This is a genomic window from Marinovum sp. 2_MG-2023 (assembly GCF_030548265.1).
Lineage (GTDB): Bacteria > Pseudomonadota > Alphaproteobacteria > Rhodobacterales > Rhodobacteraceae > Marinovum.
This window is the reverse complement of the sequence record NZ_JAUOSD010000034.1, coordinates 1-18950: the sequence shown is the minus strand read 5'-3', so window position 1 is coordinate 18950 and position 18950 is coordinate 1. Positions and strand designations below refer to the sequence as shown.

General features: G+C 61.9%; 19 protein-coding genes and 1 pseudogene. 18 read left to right on the top strand and 2 right to left on the bottom strand.

The features are described from left to right. The first annotated feature begins 549 nt into the window (after window positions 1-549). A complete protein-coding gene (locus Q4577_RS21770) occupies window positions 550-1827 on the top strand; it encodes a replication initiation protein (protein WP_303567655.1) in 1278 nt (425 codons plus the stop codon). A gap of 1 nt (window position 1828) precedes the next feature. Then, window positions 1829-2047: a hypothetical protein gene (locus Q4577_RS21765; protein WP_303472786.1), complete on the top strand. Its 219-nt coding sequence runs from the start codon at window positions 1829-1831 to the stop codon at window positions 2045-2047. Here Q4577_RS21765 and Q4577_RS21760 read toward each other — a convergent pair. Further along, window positions 2015-2156, bottom strand: a pseudogene (locus Q4577_RS21760) (recombinase family protein); the annotation flags it as partial. The gene Q4577_RS21765 and the pseudogene Q4577_RS21760 sit on opposite strands and share 33 nt — an antisense overlap. A gap of 158 nt (window positions 2157-2314) precedes the next feature. Here Q4577_RS21760 and Q4577_RS21755 point away from each other — a divergent pair. Both Q4577_RS21755 and Q4577_RS21750 read left to right on the top strand, forming a co-directional pair. Continuing rightward, window positions 2315-2572, top strand: coding sequence for a type II toxin-antitoxin system ParD family antitoxin (locus Q4577_RS21755; protein ID WP_303472763.1), 258 nt, complete (start codon window positions 2315-2317; stop codon window positions 2570-2572). Continuing rightward, entirely contained in the window at window positions 2569-2904 is a 336-nt protein-coding gene (locus Q4577_RS21750; protein ID WP_303472761.1) for a type II toxin-antitoxin system RelE/ParE family toxin, read from the top strand. The genes Q4577_RS21755 and Q4577_RS21750 overlap by 4 nt, the downstream gene beginning before the upstream one ends. Before the next feature lie 183 nt (window positions 2905-3087). On the opposite strand, the gene Q4577_RS21745 is transcribed toward Q4577_RS21750, so the two are convergent. After that, complete coding sequence (locus Q4577_RS21745) at window positions 3088-4023, bottom strand: LysR family transcriptional regulator (RefSeq protein ID WP_303472759.1); 936 nt, start codon at window positions 4021-4023, stop codon at window positions 3088-3090. Between the two features lie 116 nt (window positions 4024-4139). Between Q4577_RS21745 and hydA the strand changes: the two genes are divergently transcribed. The 14 genes from hydA to Q4577_RS21675 all read left to right on the top strand — a co-directional run bounded on the left by hydA (window position 4140) and on the right by Q4577_RS21675 (window position 18631). Beyond that, window positions 4140-5543, top strand: coding sequence for a dihydropyrimidinase (hydA, locus tag Q4577_RS21740; RefSeq protein ID WP_303472757.1), 1404 nt, complete (start codon window positions 4140-4142; stop codon window positions 5541-5543). Further along, entirely contained in the window at window positions 5540-6334 is a 795-nt protein-coding gene (locus tag Q4577_RS21735) for an aspartate/glutamate racemase family protein (RefSeq protein WP_303472755.1), read from the top strand. The genes hydA and Q4577_RS21735 overlap by 4 nt, the downstream gene beginning before the upstream one ends. Beyond that, entirely contained in the window at window positions 6331-7359 is a 1029-nt protein-coding gene (locus Q4577_RS21730; protein ID WP_303472753.1) for a TRAP transporter substrate-binding protein, read from the top strand. The genes Q4577_RS21735 and Q4577_RS21730 overlap by 4 nt, the downstream gene beginning before the upstream one ends. A gap of 64 nt (window positions 7360-7423) precedes the next feature. Further along, window positions 7424-7978: a TRAP transporter small permease subunit gene (locus tag Q4577_RS21725; protein ID WP_303472751.1), complete on the top strand. Its 555-nt coding sequence runs from the start codon at window positions 7424-7426 to the stop codon at window positions 7976-7978. A 1-nt stretch (window position 7979) separates the two neighbouring features. Then, entirely contained in the window at window positions 7980-9281 is a 1302-nt protein-coding gene (locus Q4577_RS21720) for a TRAP transporter large permease (RefSeq protein WP_303472749.1), read from the top strand. Beyond that, complete coding sequence (locus Q4577_RS21715; RefSeq protein ID WP_303472747.1) at window positions 9278-10639, top strand: amidase; 1362 nt, start codon at window positions 9278-9280, stop codon at window positions 10637-10639. Before Q4577_RS21720 ends, Q4577_RS21715 begins: the two co-directional genes overlap by 4 nt. Further along, window positions 10636-11316 (top strand): aspartate/glutamate racemase family protein, encoded by a 681-nt coding sequence (locus Q4577_RS21710; protein WP_303472745.1) that lies wholly within the window; start codon window positions 10636-10638, stop codon window positions 11314-11316. Before Q4577_RS21715 ends, Q4577_RS21710 begins: the two co-directional genes overlap by 4 nt. Before the next feature lie 156 nt (window positions 11317-11472). Then, a complete protein-coding gene (locus Q4577_RS21705; protein ID WP_303472743.1) occupies window positions 11473-13074 on the top strand; it encodes an ABC transporter substrate-binding protein in 1602 nt (533 codons plus the stop codon). A gap of 58 nt (window positions 13075-13132) precedes the next feature. Continuing rightward, on the top strand, window positions 13133-14086 hold the full coding sequence (locus Q4577_RS21700; RefSeq protein WP_303472741.1) for an ABC transporter permease: 954 nt from the start codon (window positions 13133-13135) through the stop codon (window positions 14084-14086). A 3-nt stretch (window positions 14087-14089) separates the two neighbouring features. Continuing rightward, entirely contained in the window at window positions 14090-14980 is an 891-nt protein-coding gene (locus Q4577_RS21695) for an ABC transporter permease (RefSeq protein ID WP_303472740.1), read from the top strand. Beyond that, window positions 14967-16016, top strand: a complete 1050-nt coding sequence (locus Q4577_RS21690; RefSeq protein ID WP_303472738.1) for an ABC transporter ATP-binding protein — start codon at window positions 14967-14969, stop codon at window positions 16014-16016. The genes Q4577_RS21695 and Q4577_RS21690 overlap by 14 nt, the downstream gene beginning before the upstream one ends. Continuing rightward, window positions 16013-16990 (top strand): ABC transporter ATP-binding protein, encoded by a 978-nt coding sequence (locus Q4577_RS21685; protein WP_303472736.1) that lies wholly within the window; start codon window positions 16013-16015, stop codon window positions 16988-16990. The genes Q4577_RS21690 and Q4577_RS21685 overlap by 4 nt, the downstream gene beginning before the upstream one ends. A 4-nt stretch (window positions 16991-16994) precedes the next feature. Beyond that, window positions 16995-18173 (top strand): amidase, encoded by a 1179-nt coding sequence (locus Q4577_RS21680; RefSeq protein WP_303472734.1) that lies wholly within the window; start codon window positions 16995-16997, stop codon window positions 18171-18173. Further along, complete coding sequence (locus tag Q4577_RS21675) at window positions 18170-18631, top strand: RidA family protein (protein ID WP_303472732.1); 462 nt, start codon at window positions 18170-18172, stop codon at window positions 18629-18631. Before Q4577_RS21680 ends, Q4577_RS21675 begins: the two co-directional genes overlap by 4 nt. The last annotated feature ends 319 nt before the right edge of the window (window positions 18632-18950 follow it).

Sequence of the window (18950 nt, the reverse complement as noted above, 5' to 3'; positions counted from 1 at the left end):
CGCGCGTTTGTGCGAACTCCAGAGCTCGTGGATATCATAAGAGAATTATTTTCCGGTGTCACGCGTGCGAGACACCCTTCCCAGATCTAAATTTCAAAGAAAACAGACAGCAAAACCTTTGTATTATTTAGGACTCTTTAAGAATCTTTCCGTTTGAATTGCGTGTTATCTTTCAATCACTTGCCGATTGCTATCGCCCCAAGATCAGGACGAAATCGACCCGTCTTCGTGATGGGATCGACCCAGATACGGTCGCAAATCAACCCTTTTACGTGCACAAGTTGACCCGTTTGCGTGCAGGCTTTATTTCTGGCCGCCGCGTAGGAATCAGAGTCAAAACTTGTTGTAAACTGCGGCTCTCGGCCCATTTTTGCCTCGTCTGGGGGTGGATTGTCTTCGAAACAGACCCGTTTACGTGCACTCCCTTGTGTGAAACCTACCCAGATACGTGCGGCCATCTAGGGTGGCAGGGAAAATATCTACCCGTGGCGATTGACAGTCGGGTTGGTTTTCCGGTCGTATGGCCAAAACAATAATGTGAGTCGCGCAGTGACGCAGTTCCGCACAGTCACCGAACGGGAAAGTCTTCGCAAGCACGTGGCTGCAATCCATGTCGGCGGCAAGCTGACCTTGTTGCAGCGTAAGCTCAGCAACTGCTTGTTGCTCCATGCTTATGATGAGCTGTTGACCAAGAATACGCATCGGATCGACGCCGAAACACTTTGCGCTTTGTCGGGCTATACGTCACGGGATCGCGATACACTCAAGGCGGCGCTACGGGCCCTGGCTGAGACCACGGCGGAATGGAACATGCTGGGTGACAACGGCGAGGAGGAATGGGGCGTTTCCTCGTTGATTTCCTATGCGAAGCTGGCGGGCGGTGTCTGCGAATATGCCTACTCCGCGCCGCTGGCGGCCAAGCTCTTTGATCCCAGCGTGTTTTCAATGATCAACATGCGCATTCAGCGTAACTTCACCTCGGGGCATGCGCTGGCGCTCTATGAGAACTGCTTTCGCTTTGTGCGCACAGGGAGCACCGGTTGGTGGGAGCTTGATGTCTTTCGTCGCCTGATGGGCGTGCATGACATGGTGTACTACGATGATTACTCGAAATTGAACGCCAAGATCATCAAGCCGTCTGTCAAAGAGGTGAATGCCGTTTCCGACATCTCGCTGGTGGCCGAGGTTCGCCGCGAGAGCCGCCGGGCGAAATACATCCGGTTTCTAATTTCGCGTAATGGTCAGGAAACACTGTTTGACTTCGGCGATGACGATGCTGTTCGCAAGTCGGACGCCTTTCGGCGGTTGGTTCAAAACGGAATTGCAGAGCGGCTTGCTCAGCGTTGGATTGCCGAGCACGGCGAGGCCTATGTGGCCGAGAAAATGGATTTTGTCGAAGCCGAGCGTCGCCGGGGCAGGGTGCGCAAGACCCCGACTGGGTATCTCGCGGCGGCGATCAAGGGCGACTTCAAACAGACGGCTCCGGCGCCAGTAAAATCTACGCCAGTAAAATCTACGCCGGTGAAATCTGCGCCAGTGGTTGCGGAACCGAGTGAGGAAGAGATTGCCGAAATCGAGCGCACCGCCGAGAAGGCACGCTTTGCCGCTTGGCGGCAGACCTGCCTCGAGCTGATCGACGCCAGCCTCGAGAAACGGTCTCCGGCCAGTCGCAAAGCGGTGCGGGTTCGTTTCGAACGCCAGCTGGAGGACGATTTCGAACTCGGCCAGTTCCGGCGGTACGGCTGGCACGCACGGGCGGTGTTTTCCAAGGTGCGTGACTTCTGGTCCGATTTGATCCCGGAAGGTCTGCCAGAGCAATCGGATTGATGTGTCTCGCGTGCGAGACAACGCCGCCACTGTGCTGCGGTGGTCAGTCATCACGGGAAGCTCGCGTGAGGTCGAGAAGATGCTGGTCGAGCGTGGCGTTGACGTGTCCTATAAAGCCATCCGGCGCTGGACCGCCAGATTCGAGCTGCAGATCGCACCGAACCTGCCGGAAGCGGTTCAGGTCGCAGGCAAGCACCGGTCGCGCACGATTTCCTCCTGAGGCGTGCTCTTCAACGATCTCTACGCAACCCGCAGATTGAAGGGCTTCAGACTGGGGCTTGGGGGAGCTGATCCTCGGTGGAAACACGTGCATAGCTTATCAGAGGTATCAAAACCGGCCGTTTGCAATTTCATACACCGCTACTAAACGACCGATTGATAGCGATGAGAGAAAAGGTTGCATCATGTGCTGTTCGCGGACCAACGACAGGTTCCATTGACCAAAATTATGCATTGGCATATATTGCCAATAGAGGAGATCTGACCCATGGTGACACGCAACGTTGTCCTGACCGAAGCCCAAGACCATCTGGTCCAAGCATTGGTGGCGTCCGGGCGCTACCAGAATGTGAGCGAAGCGATGCGGGCTGGTCTGAGGCTGCTCGAGCAGGAAGAAGCAGAGCTGGCAGGGATCCGGAAGGGTCTACTTGAAGGTCTGGCGCAGGCCAAGGCGGGTGATTTTGCGGAGGGCAGCGGTAAAGATGTGATCCGAAGGGCCTTTGCGACTGCGCGCGCTCGTTCATGAGCAGATCCTTTCGGCTGACCCGTCGTGCCGAAGCGAGCCTCACCGAAATCGCCAGATGGACGATCGAGAACTTTGGGCTGCGCCAAGCAGAACTTTACGAAGCAGAATTGCTAATTCGGTGTGAAGGGATTCTGAACGGGCAGGCGCATAGCCGGAGTTGTGCAGTCCTCGTGGATGAAGCCGATGACCTGCGGTTCGTAAGGGCAGGGGAGCATTTTCTGGTTTTTCTGGACCAGCCCGATGAGGTCGTCATCGTGGATATCCTGCATTCCCGCAGTGATCTCCCGCGTCATGTGGTGGCGCTGACGGCGTTGAAGAGCGATGGTGTCTGATCCACGTTACAACCCCGCCGTCTTGGTAAGATCGGCCCGGTTAGCAGCCGTTTCTCGACAAGATCGGCGATCATTGCGGCGGGCTAAAGGTCGGACACCACGTCATCACCGGATCGCTCTGCGGGTTGCCATGGTTTGAGGCGGCCAGCACCGTTCAGGCCACGGTTGCCGGGTTCAGAGAGATCACAGTGCAGTTGGTTCCGCAAACGCGCTGATCAGCTCTTCTGTCTGTGAGCCAAGATATTCGGCGACGACGCGGGCGGCTCGGGACAGCGGGCGGCGCGCGTCGATCACCGTCGAGATGGTGGGCGAGGCCAGCCCGGCCTCTTTCAACGGCAGGAACCGCAGCCTGCCGTCCATCAATTCAGGCAGCATATCCAGTTCCGAGGTGATCATTGCCACGTCCCCCTGAAGCAACGCCTGTTTCAGCAGTTGGATTGAATTCGAGGTCAGCACAGGCCGGTTAGAGGCAAAGAACCACGCGTGGCGGTTGTCCAGGTATTGCCGCGTCGGCATCAGCGCGCTTTGCGACACCAGTGCGTGACCGTCCACATCCGAAAGCGACAGCTTTTCAGCCGTGGCCAGTGGGTGGTTGGGGGCGACGATGCAACCCAGCCTTAGCTTGCGCTGCCACAGCACATGCTGGTGTCGCATAGGCGGGGCGTTAAAGGTCATGGCGACGTCGACTGTGCCTTCTTCCAGCGCGCGCAGGGCCTCTGTCGGGGTCATGATGTCCAGCGAGAGGCGCAGGTTGGGCTGGTTGGCGCGCAGGTCCTTGTGCAGGTCCAGCAGCACGCCGTTGCACAGACTGTCCATGCCCGCCAGCCGGACCGACCCGTATTCCTTGCCCCGCATTTCCAGCAGGTCGGTTTCCAGACGGTCGGCATCGGCGCGCCAGCGCCGCGCCATGACAATCACCGACTCGCCGGCGGCCGTGGGTCGCATTCCGCGCGGCAGACGTTCGAACAGGGGTGCGCCATTGGCCTCTTCCAACGTCTTGATGTGCCGGTCGATGGCCGAAGCGGCGATTCCCAGCGCGCGTGACGCCGCCTGAATGGATCCGTGTTCTGCGACCGCCTCAAGATACAGCAACTGGCGCGGAACGAGGTGAAGTTTCATGCAAATACGCTCCTGAATTGCGTTCTCATTTCGAGAATGCAACCTTGCTTATTTTGTCATGGTTGGCAATCGAAAGCCTCGCTAGCGTTTGGTCGAACGCGACAGGAACGGTGGGTATGCAAGGTCAACTTTCAACACATGATACGGTGATTTCCGGCGCGCGGGTGGTGACACCCGCCGGGGCGGCACAGTGCGATATCGGTATCCGGGACGGGCGCATCGTGACGCTGGGCACCGATTTGTCGGGCGATGAGATGATCGACGCGACCGGTCTGATCGCTATGCCCGGCGGCATCGACAGTCACGTGCATATCGCCCAGCCGTCCGGACCGGGGATCGAGATGGCGGATGATTTCGCCAGCGCCACCCGTGCGGCGGCCTGTGGCGGCAACACGCTGGTGATGCCCTTTGTCCTGCCCGATGAGGATCAAAGCCTGCGCGAGGCAACTGTCGCCTATCTTGCGCGCGCAGAGGGCCAGTGCCTGACAGACATCTCCTGTCACCTGATCGTCAAGAGCGCCGACCCCGTCACCCTGGGGCAGGACCTGCCAGCGTTGATCGCGCAGGGGCTGACCAGCTTCAAGGTCTTTATGACCTACGAGGGGATGCGCCTGAAGGATTCCGAGATTTTGCAGGTGATGGATGTGGCGAAAGCGCAGGGCGCGTTGACGCTGGTTCACGCCGAAAACGAGGACGCCATCGAATTTTTGCGCGACAAGGCGGAAAGGGCAGGGGACACCGCGCCGGTGTTTCATGCCCGCTCTCGCCCGGTGCCGGTGGAACGCGAAGCCACACACCGCGCCACCACGCTGGCCGAAGTGGCGGGTGTACCGCTGATGGTGGTGCATGTGTCGAACGGTGCCGCGCTGGAGGAAATCCGCCGCGCCAAGGGCCGTGGCGTCAAGGTCTACGCCGAGACCTGTCCGCAATACATCACGCTGACGGCGGACGATCTGGACCGCGCGGGTTTTGAGGGCGCGAAATGGGTATGCTCTCCGCCGCCGCGCGATACGCAAGAGCAGGCGGCGATCTGGGCGGGGTTGGAGCAGGGGGCGTTCGATGTGTTTTCCTCGGACCATTGCCCGTTTCGCTTTGCCGACGAAAAGGGCAAGGACGCGCCCGGTGCGCGGGTCTCTTTCCGCAACATTCCCAACGGGATTCCGGGGGTCGAAACGCGTCTTCCGATCCTGTTTTCCGAAGGGGTCAGCAAGGGGCGTATCAGCCTTGAGGCGTTTGCCGCGCTGACCGCCACCAACCACGCGCGCATCTACGGCCTGACGAACAAAGGCGCGCTGATGGTGGGCAAGGATGCCGATATCGTGCTGTGGGATCCGACGCTGACAAAGGCGATCACCCAAGGCGACCTGCATCACGGGTCGGACTACACCCCGTGGGAGGGGTTCGCGGTCACCGGCTGGCCGGTGCGGACCCTTTTGCGCGGCCAGACCGTTATGGAAAACGGCGCGCCCGTGGGCGCGGCCATTGGGCGGCATATCGCGCGCGACAAGGTGGCGGCATGAAGTATCCCGCCGTCGATCCCCGCCGCGTCGGGATGCTGACGCCCAGTTCCAACACGGTGTTGGAGCCCTATACCAGCGCCATGTTCGCCCCCTTTGGTGAGGCGGCCAGCGCGCATTTCGGGCGGTTCCGGGTGGTCGAGATTTCCATGTCCGATGCCAGTCAGGCGCAGTTCACGCTGGAGCCGATCCTTGAGGCCGCCGAGCGGCTGGCCGAGGCCCGCCCGCATCTGATCGCCTGGAACGGCACGTCTGCCTCTTGGCTGGGGCTGGACAAGGACCGCGCGCTTTGTGCGGCGATCACCGAACGGACCGGCGTGCCCGCGACGTCGACCATCCTTGCCTATGATGCGCTGCTGAAAGGCATGGGGGTCAAAAGGCTGGGTGTGGTGACGCCCTATGTCGAAGAGATCGAATCCCGGATGATCGCAAACTATGCCGGGCAGGGGATCGAGGTCGTCAGCGCCAAAAGGCTGAACGACAAGGGAAATTACAGTTTCGCCACCTATCCGCCCGCACAGGTGGGCGCGATGATCGAACGCGTGGCCGAGGCAAAGCCCGACGCCATCGCCGTTGTCTGCACCAATTTTCGCGGCGCGCCAGAGGCGGCGCGCATCGAGGACGCCACGGGCATCCCGGTACTCGATTCCGTCGCTGTCACGGCGGCCCATTGCCTGTCGCGGGTCGGGCTTGATCCCGCGCAGGTCACCGGCTGGGGGGGCGTATTTCAAACCGTTGCCGCCCTTGGCCTGCCACCTCTCACATTCTCCGAAACCAAAGGAACATCCAAATGATCCGTACACTTGCCTGCGCCGCCATGCTGACCGCGCTTGCCATTCCTGCCGGGGCCGAGACGTTCCGCGTCATGGGCCAGCCGGTCGCCACCGGCCTGATCCAGAAGAACGTCGAACAGCCGTTCTTTGAGAATTTCGCCGCCGAAACCGGGCTGGAGGGGTTCAGCGCCGATTACCAACCGGTCGACGTGACCGGCATCAAGGACACCGAACAGTTGCGCATCCTCAAGGGCGGATTGTTCGACATCGTGTCGCTGCGCCTGAGCCAGGTGTCGCGGGATGAGCCGACGATTCTTGGTCTCGACCTTGTGGGACTAAACCCGGATTATGCCACGGGCCGCGAAACGGTCGAGGCCTTTGCCCCCATCGTCGACGCGCGCCTTCAGGAGAAGTTCAACACCAAGCTGCTCGGCGTCTGGCCCTTTGGTCCGCAGGTCTTGTTCTGCGAGCCCGAGATTGGGTCGCTGGCCGACCTCAAGGGGCTGAAAGTGCGGGTCTATGACCAGAACCTGGCGGAATTTGTGTCGCTGGTCGGCGGCACACCGGTCCCCATCGGTTTCCCCGAGGTTCAGCAATCGCTGGCGCGCGGCGTGGTGGATTGCGCCATCACCGGCCCGTCCTCGGCCAATTCCGCCGGCTGGCCCGAAGTGACGTCCTATACCCTGCCGATCGCCTTCCAACTGGCGATGAACGGCTATGGCATCAATCTCGACACCTGGAACAATCTGAGCCCCGATGAGCAGGAGAAACTGCAGGCCGGGTTCGACAAGCTGACCGACAAGATCTGGAGCTATTCCGAAGAGTTGTTCGTTGATGCGGTGAACTGCAACACCGGCGCTGAACCCTGCGAGACAGGCACCAAATATGACCTCGTGCTGGTCGAACCCACCGATGCGGACAAGGAACTGGTCGGCACGGCTGTGCCGAACGTGTCCTTCCCGGCCTGGGCCGAGGTCTGCGATGCTACCAATCCCGGCTGCTCTGATGCCTGGACCAAGGCCGTGACGGCCAAGGACAGCATGTAAGCCGGACTATGCCCGGGCCGTTCGCTTCCCGGCGGCCCGGGCAACACAATCAAGGATTTCCCTGATGGATCGCCTCGCCACATGGATCAGCCGATTGTTCGGTTGGTCGCTTTTGTTCCTTTCCAGTTTTGTCGCGCTGGAAACGCTGCTGCGCAAGCTGTTCAATACCTCGTTGCAGGGGGCGGATGAACTGGGCGGCTATGTGCTGGCCCTCGGCGCGGCGCTGAGTTTTTCCGTTGCGCTGATCGACCGCGCGCATATCCGCATCGACGTGTTGCACGCGCGGATGCCGGTCTGGGCGCAGGCGCTGGTGGACTGGCTGGCAGTCTTGTCGCTGGCGGTACTGGGGCTGTTTTTCCTCTATGTCGGCTGGTTCGTGATTACCGACACCATGGCCTATGGATCGACCGCCGCAACGCCCTGGCGGACGCCACTGATCTGGCCGCAATCGGCCTGGTACGCGGGGCTGGCGGGCTTTGCGCTGCTGTCCTTTGTGCTGCTGGCGCGGGCGAGCCTTTTGTTTTTCACCGGACGGCACCGGGCGCTGGCCGCGGCGTTCAACCCGACCTCTGCCGAGGACGAGTTGAGCGAAGAATTGACCCAGTTGAAGGACCGCTGAGATGAGCATCTTTGACGTCGCCATCGGATTCACGATCATGATGGGCCTGTTGCTGGCAGGGTTGCCGGTGGCCTCTGTCATGGTCATGATGGGCGTGGCCGGGGGCATGGTCCTGTATGGTCCGGTGCTGCTGCAAAGCATGGGGCCGGTGATCTGGGGCACCTCGAATGAGCCGGTCCTGACCGCGATTCCGCTGTTCATCCTGCTGGGCGAGCTGCTGCTGCGTTCGGGGCTGGCGGACCGGATGTATGGCGCGCTGGCGTTGTGGCTGGGGCGGCTGCCGGGCGGTCTATTGCACACCAACATCGGTTGTTGCGCGCTGTTTGCGGCCACATCCGGCAGTTCCGTGGCAACGGCGGCCACCGTGGGCACCGTGGCGCTGCCCGCGCTGGAGGAACGCGCCTATCGGCCCTCGCGGTCGCTGGGATCATTGGCGGCGGGCGGCACCTTGGGCATTCTCATTCCGCCTTCGGTCAACCTGTTGGTTTATGGGTCCTTGGCCAGCGTGTCCGTCGGGCAGTTGTTCATCGCGGGTGTTGTGCCGGGGATCCTGCTGACCATGCTGTTCATGGCTTTCATCGCCGTGCAGGACATCCTGACCCACACCGAAAAGCGCGATGACGTGGTGATCCCGTGGTCCGTGAAAATCGCGGCACTCAGGCATCTGGTGCCTGCGGCGGTGGTGTTCCTGATTGTCATGGGCTCGATCTATCTGGGGATTGCGACTCCGACGGAAAGTGCCGCTTTGGCTGTGGTCGTGGCGCTGGGGTTTGTCGCGGCCGAGGGCAAGCTGTCGCTGGCCTTTCTCGACATCTGTTTCCGCAAGACGGCCAAAACGACGGGGATGATTCTGATGATCATCGTCGCGGCCTTTACCCTGAACGTGACACTGGCCTTGGGCGGGATCACCGGGGTGATATCGTCCTGGGTGGCGGCGCAGGGGCTGACCATGGTCGAACTGCTGTTTGCGCTGATGCTGTTCTACCTGATCCTTGGCATGTTCATGGACGTGCTGTCGATGCAGGTGCTGACGATCCCGATCTTTGTGCCGATCGTTGCGCAGGCGGGGGTGGACCCGATCTGGTTTGGCATCTTCGTGGTGCTGATGTGTGAACTGGGGATGATCACGCCGCCGGTGGGCATGAACCTGTATGTGGTGCAGGGCGTGCGCGGGGATCGCGGGCCATTCTCGGACGTGGTGGCGGGGGCTGTTCCTTATGCGGGGCTGATGCTGCTGTTCACCTCGGCGCTGATCTTCTGGCCGCAGGTGGTGACGTGGCTGCCGCAGGCGGTGGGCCGATGAAAGATTTTTCACTGAAAACCATGGATGCGACCGCGTTGTTGCAGGCCTATGCCGAAGGGCGCGTTGATCCACTGGATGTCACGCGCGCGCATCTGGATGAAATTAAACGTCAGGATGGGGCATTGAACGCCTACAGCGCCCTGTCCGGGTCCGCATTGCCAGAGGCGGCGGCCCAGTCGCAGGCCCGTCGATCTGGTGCCTCGCTCGGCGCATTGAGCGGCGTGCCGATCATCGTCAAGGACAACCTTGTTGCGCGCGGGATGCCTGCCGCCTGGGGCAACATTGAACTGGCGCGGCGCGTGGCCGAGCAGGATGAGATGCCGGTGGCGGCGCTGCGCGCGGCGGGTGCGGTGATCCTTGGCAAGGGCAACACGCCCGAATTCGCGGTTGAAGGCTATACCGGGAACCTCCGTTTCGGAGTCACGGGCCATCCTTTGGATCCGTCGCTGACGCCCGGAGGATCCTCTGGCGGCGTTGTTACGGCGGTGGCCTCTGGCATGGCGGTGGCGGGGCTGGCCACCGATGGCGGTGGCTCTATCCGGCGTCCGGCGGGGTACACCGGGCTTTGGGGGCTGAAGCCGGGGATTGGCGCGGTGCAGCGCGGTGGCGGTCTTCCGCAGGTGCTGCTGGACCTTGAAACCGTTGGCCCGATCACCCGGTCGGCCCGCGATCTGGCGCTGTTCTATCGGGTGCTGTCTGGCGCCGGGGTTCCGGCAAAGCCCGGGCAACGCCGCATCCTCGCGGTGGACCTTCTGGGCGACGCACCCTGTGACCCGGCGATCCGCGAACGCTTTTGCGAAACTTTGGAACGGTTGCGCGGCTTGGGTCATCAGGTCACGCAAGCGCCGCTGCCACTCGATCTGGCGCCGCTGAACGCGGTCTGGGCGGGCATTGCCGAGATCGGGCTGGCGCATCTGGAACGCGACGATCCCGCATTGCTGGCCGGTGCCGCCGAGAAATACCGGGCAATGGCCCGCACCGGTGCCGGTGTCGGCGCGGTGGACCTTTACGAGGCGCTGACCCGAATTTTCGCCCTGCGCGAGGCGGTGCGCGGGCTCTGGGGCTATGATGCCGTGCTGATGCCGACTGCGGCGGCGATGCCCTGGCCCGCCGGTCAATCCCATCCTGAAACCATTGACGGAAAGCCGGTCGGCCCGAGGGGCCATGCGGTCTATACCGGCTGGGTCAATGCGGCCGGACTTCCGGCGCTGGCCTTTCCGGCCGCGCCGGTAAAGGGGATGCCGGTCGGCATGCAACTGATTGCCGATCATGGAAGTGAGGCGATGCTTCTGGGGCTTGCCGCGACGCTCGACGGGCAAACACAGGGTGGCCATACGGAACCGGGGGCACCGGCGTGACCCCATTGCTGATGAACCCCAATGCCAATGCGGCCACGACCGAAGCAATGCTGCAGATCGCGCGCCAGATCCTGCCCGACATCACCGGATGGACCGCGCCAAAGGGGCCTCAGATGATTGTTGATGAGGCGGCTTTGACGGCGGCCGGGCGACAGGTGGCAGAGGCGCAATTGCCGCGGGTGGCGGGGATCATCGTGTCCGCCTTTGGCGATCCGGGGCGCGCGAAGCTGGCGGCGCGGATGGTCTGCCCGGTGATCGGGATTGGCGCGGCCTCGGCCCGGGCAGCGGGGGGGCAACGTTTTGCCGTGGCGACGACCACACCCGGTCTGTCCGGTCCGATTGATGCCTTGATGACGCCGGTGGCTGGCTACCTTGGCTGCTATCTGACGCAGGATGATCCGATGGCCTTGATGGCGCATCCCGCGCGGTTGGATGCCGCGCTTGCCGGGGCTGTGGCGCGCGCCACCGAGGACGGTGCCGAGGTGGTCATCATCGGCGGCGGCCCTCTTGGAGAGGCGGCGGAACGCTTGTCAGCATCCAGCCCGGTGCCGCTGATTTCGCCGATTCGTGCGGCCTGTGTTGAATTGCGCGATGCGCTTTTGTCTGGCGCTTCGGCGGGCGCGATTCGTGTGCCGAGAAAAGAGGCGTCAACACCTGTCCGCAAGTCCAAAAATTAGGCATTTCGCTGCGGCGCAGAAATTCATGATCGGAAAATTCACGTTTCTGCTGGTTGGACAGAAATGCCCCGGTCAAAGTTTCAAGAAACTGAAGCGGCGCAAGATAGACCGATATTACAAAGGAATAACAATGACTTGCAACCCAAGGAGGTATCAATGCCTAAATTTCTAAAAGGGGCTATGGCCATTGCGACAGCGGTCGCGCTGTCCTGTGCCACGATGGCCAACGCCCAAGGCGTTCTGCGCGTCGGCATGACGGCAGCGGATATTCCGCTGACCACCGGCCAGACCGACCAAGGCGGCGAAGGCATGCGTTTCATGGGCTATACGGTCTATGATTCACTCATCGAATGGGACCTGAGCAGCGCTGACAAGCCGTCGGTCCTGATCCCCGGCCTTGCGACCGAATGGTCTGTGGGCGAGGACGAACTGACGTGGACCTTCACGCTGCGCGAAGGCGTCACGTTCCACGACGGATCGCCGCTGACCGCCGAGGTGATCGTTTGGAACTTTGACAAACTGCTGGACGACACAGCCGAGCAATACGACCCGCGCCAGTCGGCGCAAGGCAAAAGCCGTATCCCCGCCGTGGCCTCTTATGAGGCGGTGGACGATCTGACGCTGACCATCACCACCAAGGTGCCAGACGCGACGCTGCCCTATCAGCTGGCATGGATCCTGATGTCGTCCAAAGCCAACTGGGAGGCTATGGACAAGGACTGGGAAAAGGTCGCCATGGCGCCGTCGGGCACCGGTCCGTGGAAGCTGGAATCCTTTGTCCCGCGTGAGCGCGCCGAACTGGTGCCGAACGCCGACTACTGGGACGACACCCGCATCCCCAAGCTGGACAAGATGGTGCTGATCCCGCTGCCCGAACCCAACGCGCGTGCCGCGGCACTGATGTCCGGTCAGGTTGACTGGATCGAAGCGCCTGCGCCCGACACCATCCCGGCGATGACCGGCAATGGCTTTGTCATTTCCTCCAACGCCTATCCGCACAACTGGACATGGCACCTGTCGCGTCTGGAAGGCTCGCCCTGGAATGACATCCGCGTGCGCAAGGCCGCCAACATGGCGATCGACCGCGAAAGCATGATGCCGCTGCTGGGTGGTCTGATGGTTCCGGCCAAGGGCTTCCTGCCGCCATCGTCGCAGTGGTTCGGCACCCCGACGTTTGATCCGTCTTATGACCTCGACGCTGCCAAGGCGCTGATGACAGAGGCAGGTTTTGGCCCCGACAACCGTCTGACGGTCAAGGCGCTGATCTCTCCGTCAGGTTCGGGCCAAATGTTGCCGCTGCCGATGAACGAATACATCCAGCAGAGCCTTGCAGAGGTCTGGATCGACGTCGAATTCATGGTCGTCGAGTGGAACCAGATGATCAACCTGTGGCGTGCAGGTGCTGCGGACGAGGCCGTGGATGGCGCGCAGTCAATCAACTTTACCTACTTCATCCAGGACCCGTTCACCGGCCTGATCCGTCACCTCGACGAGGGTCTGATCGCGCCGAACGGCACCAACTGGGGCCACTACAAAGACCCGGAAATGCAAGCGCTGTTCGAAGGGATCAAGACCACCTTTGACCCCGTGGAACAGACCGCCGTCCTGCAGAAGACGCATGAGAAATACGTCAACGAGGCGCTGTTCCTCTTTGTCACCCATGACGTCGCCCCGCGTGCCCTGAGCCCCAAGGTCGAAGGCTTTGTTCAGGCGCAGAACTGGTATCAGAACTTCTCATCCATCTCGATGGCCGAGTAAGTCAACCGCCCCCGCAGCAACCTGCGGCGGGGGCATCCGGAACAGAAAGCCAAACCCCGTGCTCAGCTATCTCATCCGCCGCATCCTGCTGGTCCTGCCCGTCGCCTTTGGCGTGTCGGTCATCTGTTTCCTGCTGGTCCAGATCGCCCCCGGCGATCCGTTGACCGCCATCATGCCGATCGACGCCACAGCCGAGGAACAGGCCGCCATGCGCGCCGCCTATGGACTCGATAAACCGCTGCCCGTGCAATACGCCATCTGGATCGGGAATCTGTTTCAGGGCGACATGGGCAAGTCCATCGCCTCTGGCCGTCCCGTCGCCGCCGAGGTCTTTGGCGCGATAAAAAATTCGTTGCTGCTGGCGGTGTCGGCGGCGGTGATCGCCTTTCCCATCGGTATCTTCCTTGGTTTTCTCGCGGGCTATTTCCGCGACACCTGGATCGACCGCGCGGTGACGGCGCTGTCTATCACCGGAGTGTCGGTGCCGAATTACTGGCTGGGCATCGTTCTGGTCATCATCTTCTCCGTCAACCTTGGCTGGCTGCCATCTATGGGCGCAGGTCCGGGTGGGTCGCAAAGCTGGGCTTGGGACTGGGCGCATATGCGCCACCTCCTCCTGCCCGCCGTGACCTTGGCCGTGGTGCCCATCGGCATCGTGTCGCGCACCGTGCGGGCGCTGGCGGGCGACATCCTGAGCCAGGATTTCGTCGACGCTCTGTACGCCAAAGGCATGAGCCGCGCCGACGTGCTGCGCCATGTCGCCCGCAACGCCGCCGCCACCGCTCTGTCGGTCATGGGGCTGCAATTGGGTTACTTGTTGGGCGGCTCGATCCTGATCGAGACAGTCTTCAACTGGCCCGGCTCTGGCTTTTTGCTGTCGAACGCCATCTTCCAGCGCGACCTGCCCTTGTTGCAGGGGACCATCCTGATCCTTGCGCTGTTTTTTGTGGCGATGAACCTGATTGTCGACGTGGTGCAGGCCGCCATCGACCCCCGTATCCAGAGGACGTGACATATGGCCATGGCTGAAGCCACTTCCATCCACGCACCCGAGAAGGCCGAGAAATCCAAAGGCTATTGGTCCGGTGTCGGCCACCGGCTGGTGCGCGACCCGCTGACGATGTTCTGTCTTGCGGTGATCGCCGCGCTGATTCTGTCCGCGGTCTTTGCGCCCTGGCTGGGCCTTGCCGATCCCTACAAGGGCTCGATGATCGCCCGGCTGAAACCCATCGGCGCGCCGGGCTATCCGCTGGGCACTGATGAACAGGGCCGCGATATGCTGGCCCGGCTGATCTATGGCGGGCGGCTGACATTGTTCATTGGGCTGATGCCGGTGGTCATCGCCTTTTTCGCGGGGTCGATCCTTGGGATCACTGCCGGTTATGTCGGCGGGCTGACCAACACCATCATCATGCGGACAGTGGACGTGTTCTTTGCCTTTCCGTCGGTCCTGCTGGCCATCGCCATTTCCGGCGCGCTGGGGGCGGGGATCGTCAACAGCCTTGTGTCGCTGACCATCGTCTTTATCCCACCGATTACCCGCGTGGCCGAGGCGGTCACGTCCGGCGTGCGCAAGCTGGACTACATCGACGCCGCCCGCGCCTCTGGTGCCAGCGCGTGGACGGTGATCCGGGTGCATGTAATCGGCAACGTGCTGTCACCGATCTTTGTCTATGCCACCTCGCTGACATCGGTCTGCATGATCCTTGCCGCCGGTTTGTCCTTTCTTGGCATCGGCGTGCGCCCGCCGGAACCCGAATGGGGGCTGATGCTGAACACGCTGCGGTCCGTCATTTACGTAAATCCGTGGCTGTCGGCGCTGCCCGGCGTGATGATCTTTGTCACCTCGCTGTGTCTGAACCTGTTGAGCGACGGTCTGAGGAGTGCGATGAATGTCCGTGACTGACACCTACCAGCCATTGCCGGACACCGGCGGCCCGGCGCAACCGCTGATCCGTGTGACCGGATTGCAGAAATATTTTCCTGTCCGGGGCGGCATCCTTGGCCGCACGCAGGCCAAGGTGCAGGCGGTCGACGGCGTGTCGTTTGAGGTCAAAAAGGGTGAGACTTTGGGCATCGTGGGCGAATCCGGCTGCGGCAAGTCCACCACTGCCAAGCTGCTGATCGGGCTTATCGAAAAGGACAAGGGCGAGATTGTCTTTGACGGTCACGCGCTGGGGGAACGCCTGTCGCTGAAGGATCTGCGCCGGGGTGTGCAGATGGTGTTTCAGGACAGCTATGCTACGCTAAACCCGCGCTTGACGATCCTCGACTCCGTGGCCTTTGGCGCCAAGGTGCAGGGGCTGGACAACCCAGAGGACCTGGCCCGCAAGATGATGGACCGGGTGGGGCTGGACCCCGACCGTTTTGCCCATCGTTATCCGCATGAACTGTCCGGCGGACAGAGGCAGAGGGTGAATATCGCCCGCGCGCTGGCGATGTCGCCGCGTCTGGTGGTGCTGGATGAGGCGGTATCGGCGCTGGACAAATCGGTCGAAGCGCAGGTGCTGAACCTGCTAAACGACCTGCGCGAAGAATTCGGCCTGACCTATGTCTTCATCAGTCATGACCTGAACGTGGTGCGCTATATCTCGGACCGCATTCTGGTGATGTATCTGGGCGAAGTGGTCGAGGTCGCGCCGGTACAGAGCATCTGGCAAGAGCAGGCGCATCCCTACACGCGCTCCTTGTTTTCGGCCATGCCGTCGATGGACCCGGACAACCGGACCAAGGAACCACCACTTGCGGGCGACCCGCCTAACCCGATCAATCCACCATCGGGCTGCCGGTTCCACACCCGCTGCCGCTTTGCCAGTGCGGTCTGCAAGGAGGCCGTGCCGAAACTCTCTGGGTTGGCGCGCAACGGCGATCACATGGTCGCCTGTCACTTGCACGACGCAGAGTCCGGCCATCCCAAGGCGGGACAGGGGGTGCCGGAATGACCAAACTGCTGGAGATGAAGAACCTCAACGTGCGCTTCAAGGGCAAGCGCACTGTTCATGCAATCAACGACGTGTCGCTGTCGATGGAACAAGGTGAGACGCTGGCGCTGTTGGGGGAAAGCGGGTCCGGAAAGTCGGTGACGCTGAAGACGCTTCTTGGGCTCTTGCCCCCGAAACGGTCAGAGATTGACGGCTCGATCCATGTGAACGGTACCGACATCATGTCCCTGCGCGGCAAGGCGCTGCAACGGTATCGTGGCGGTGAGGTGTCGATGGTGTTTCAGGAACCGGCGCTGGCGCTGGACCCGGTCTATACCGTCGGTCACCAGATCGCGGAGTCCGTCATGCGGCACAAGGGCGTGAACAAGGCAGATGCCATGTCGACCGCGCTGGACATGCTGGACCGGGTGCGCATCCCGTCCGCCAATCGCCGCCTGCACAACTATCCGCATGAGCTGTCCGGCGGGATGCGGCAGCGGGTGATGATCGCGCTGGCGCTGGCCTGCCGACCGCGTCTGTTGCTGGCGGATGAGCCGACCACGGCCCTGGATGCGACGGTGCAAATCCAGATCCTGCTGCTGTTGCGAGAGTTGCAAAAGGAATTCGGCATGGGTGTGATCTTTGTCACCCATGACATCGGCGTGGCCGTGGAAATCTCCGAGAGGATCGCCGTGATGTATGCAGGCCAGGTTGTCGAAGAGGGCACCACGCATGAGATCATCCGCGACGCCCGCCACCCTTACACCCAAGGATTGCTGGCCGCGAACCTGCATGACGTTGCACGGGGCGAACGGTTGAACGCCATCCCCGGCGCGCCTCCTGCGCTGGAGGTGCGGCCTGACAATTGTCCCTTTGCGCCGCGCTGCCCTGTTGCGATGCCGGAATGCGCCGCCGGATTGCCGCCGTTGCATATACCCAGTGATCGTCGCCGCGTGGCCTGTCTGCGCGCCGCCCAACCCCTAGCTGCCGAGTGAGCCGATGCTGATCGACAAAGACCCCTATCATTGTTTCATGCCCTATCCGCCCGTCGCGGTGCCGAATGGTGAGGGCCCGCTGAGCGGCCTGACGCTGGCGGTCAAAGATATTTACGACGTCGCGGGCTATCGCACCGGCAACGGCAATCCGCTGGCGCTGGCCATGAGTACGGTCAAGGACCGCACATGCCCTGCTGCGCAAGGGCTGCTGGACGCCGGTGCCCGCTTTGTCGGTAAGACCCATACGGATGAGCTGGCCTGGTCGATGTACGGGATGAACGCGCATTTCGGCACGCCGGTGAACTCTGCGGCCCCCGATCGCATACCCGGCGGGTCGTCTTCGGGATCGGCAGCGGCGGTCGCGGGTGGATTGGCGGATATCGCCATCGGGTCGGACACCGGCGGATCGGTGCGCGCCCCGGCCAGCTTTTGCGGGATCTGGGGGATGCGCCCGACACACGGGCGGATTTCGCTGGACGACGTCATGCCGCTTGCCCCCAGCTATGACACTTGCGGGATCTTTGCGCGCGACGGTCAGACGCTGCTGCGGGCCCATTCTGCGCTGCAAGTTGACGATGCGCCGGTGCCTGACAAGCCGCGCCTGCTGTGGCCGGTCGAAATGATGGATCACCTTGGCGCGGAGCAGCGCGCAGTATGTGAGGCGGGGTTCGCGGGTATAGATGCGGCGCCGTTGACGGGGCTTTACCCCGAGGGGATTGAGGCGGCATATCAGGTCTTTTTGACAACTATGGGCGCGGACGCCAAAGAGCATATCGTGCCTTATATCCGCCGATCCGGTATGCCGCTGGTGCGCGGCATCGACGGTCGCGCCGCCACCGCGGAGGCGCTGACAGAGGCCGAGATTGCGCCGGCACAAAAAGCCCGCGCCGCGTTCACCGCCCATGTTCAGGCGCTGCTTGGCAGCGATGGCGTGATTTTGGCCCCGGTGGTGCATGACGCGCCGTTCAAGCTGGATGCGCCGGTCGAGGTGTTCGACGGCTACCGTCACATCTCGCAGAAACTGCTTTGCGTGGCTGGTCTGGCAGGACTGCCACAGGTGGTCTTTCCGGCGGGCAAGGTCGACGGGGCACCCTTTGGGCTGTCGTTGATCGGGCCACGGGGATCGGATCTGTCGTTGATCCAGGTGGCAATCGAATTGACCCGCGTGAAGGAGCCGGCATGAGCGAGATCGAAAAAAAGCTGGCCGAATTGGGGCTGGAACTGCCGCCGTCTGCCCCATCTCGTGCGATGTTTCTGCCCGGCAAGATCAGCGGTAACCTGTTGTTTCTGTCGGGGCAGATTTGCGAATGGGAAGGTGTGCCGAAGTTCTTTGGCCCGATTTCCAAGGGCTTTGACGTCTCAATCGGGCAGGAGGCCGCGCGGATGTGCGCGCTGAACCTGCTGTTCTGTGCGCGTCAGGTGGCCGGGTCGCTTGATCGGATCGCCGGAGTGGTCAAGGTCAACGGTTATGTCGCCGCCGATCCCGACTATGGCGAGGGACCGTTTGTTGTGAACGGCGCTTCGAAACTGTTCACCGACCTCTGGGGCGAGGCGGGGCGCCATGCGCGCACGGCGGTCAATGTCGCGTCATTGCCCGCCAATGCGCTGGTCGAGGTCGAGGCCGTGCTGGAACTGACCTGACTGATGTTAAGGCGCGGGGCGGGCTGCCGCCTCGGCTTCGAATATCCGTACGTCTTTGGGGGCGACCGATAGGTGGATCGGCGCGGTTCACTTCGCTAAATCGGCTCTTTCGCATCTGTTTGCTCATTCGAAAGGTTGAGCAAACTCTACATTAATCTGAGGGAAGTTTCGGGGGGCAGGTCAGAGCCACTCATGGCACAATCTCCTTGTTAGATAACCCATTGGCTTCTAACAGGAGGCACGGGATTGCCAAGTTGTTGTTCTTGGATTTTAAAGTTCTGATGTTCGGTCGATCACGTCACCATTTCGGCGGTGTAGT